1 protein-coding gene is annotated in these 1,593 nt (G+C 49.6%); it reads right to left on the bottom strand.

Annotation, left to right across the window (positions count from 1 at the left end; translation table 11 throughout):
- A partial coding sequence (locus tag ACN0IC_RS15350; protein WP_416879625.1) for a reverse transcriptase family protein occupies window positions 1-1,564 on the bottom strand: 1,564 nt, incomplete at its 3' end.
- Between the last annotated feature and the right edge of the window lie 29 nt (window positions 1,565-1,593).

The following is a 1,593-nucleotide window of genomic DNA, read 5'->3' as shown; positions in this document are numbered from 1 at the left end:
CCCCGACCAAGGGCCTGTGGTCTGTCCATACGTTGGTGCAGGTCCCTTTTGTGTAGAATGCGGTTTTTTGAAGGCCATAGGTAATGCCTAGGAGTTCCAGCTCGATCACACTATAATTCTTTTCAGCGGCATTCAGACTGGCGGACCCACACTGGATGACAGAGACCCTCTCTTGCTCGTCAAGTTGAATCAAGATGAACCCTATCCCGTGCAACTTTGAAGCATCCGTTATCAAAACTGTCTTCTTGGACTGATCAAATGGTTTCAGGGATACCGCCTCTGACAGCGAGTCTTTCATCTTCTCAAAGTCGGCCTGGTGCTCGGCAGTCCACACAAAGGGAGTGTTCTTTGTGAGGAGGACCCACAGCCTGACTCCGAGGCCGGACAGGTCGGGGTGCCATACCCCGAACACCTGCGCTAGACCGAGAAACGACTTCAGGGAAGACACATCTTTAGGGATCGGGAAATCCTGTAATGCGGACATTTTAGTTCGGTTTGGTTTTACTCCTGCTGAACTGACCTCAAATCCGGCGAAATTGATTTTCTTTCCAATCTTGAATTTTCCATCACCAAGCTGCAGTCCGTGAGCTCGGCATCTCTCCAGCACCATGTTGATCTTCTCCTCAAGATCCACAATGCTCTTGCCCGTGATCAGTATGTCATCGATTTCCACATGGACCGAGGGTCCCAACCCTCTGAAGATCTCTTGCATGACTCCGTTGAAATGGTCTCCGGATGACACAAGTCCTTGAGGGGCCCTCAGATACTCAAACCGGCCATCCTCTAGAAGAAAGGTGGTCATTTTACTCGCCTCCTGACTGAGCTGCAATTGATAATAGCCATGCTTGGCGTCCATTGAACAGAAAATTAACGAACCTGGTTGAATCCTCTTCATAATGTCTCCAGGCGAAGGGAATGGAGTCACCGGCCTAATAACGGTATCATTGAGTCTTCGGTAGTCTGTGACGAGTCTGAGTGTGTCGGTTCCGGGTTTGGTTACAAAGTGTGCAGGAGAAGTCCATTCACGCGCCTCAGTTACTCGCCTGATCACCTCGCTCTCGAGCAGCTCCTTGGTCAGCTTGGCGGCTCGTGTTCTGAAGTGAATCGGAGTGGTGCGCGCGTTGAGTAGCTGGTAGGGTGTGGTTCCAGGTCGCAGTTTGATCTCCACGGGACCCTTTGAGATCGTTTTATTTTTGTCAAGTGTTTGTATGAAGACTTCTTTATATTTTAATTTAAGTTTTCTTACCAGCTCTTTTTCCTCGGCAGTCTGGTAGTCCAACTTGTCCTCAGACTCTTCCTTCTCGACTCTCAGACATTCTATTTCCTCGTCATCAAGAAGGTCCGGCATCTTAGGGAAGTCCTGGCTGATGATACCCAGGTTGAGCAAGTCGCCCACACCGACCAAAACTTCACTCGTCATGTTCTCGCAAACCAGGAACTTGACCATCTTCTTGGTTGTTTTTCCTGTTCGTATGAAAACTGCAGCGGTTCCACATTGTTTCAGATCTTGGCCCGAAGCACCTCGCATGGTGCCCGTTATGTCTGAGGAAATCTGAAGGTTCAATTTCTGTGCAACGCGCAGAGGCATCACAC

Origin of the sequence: Litorimonas sp., assembly GCA_029936425.1 — a bacterium.
Taxonomy (GTDB): Bacteria; Pseudomonadota; Alphaproteobacteria; order Caulobacterales; family Maricaulaceae; genus Litorimonas.
The sequence above is the reverse complement of the archived record's forward strand: the minus strand, read 5'-3'. Positions and strand labels throughout refer to the sequence as shown.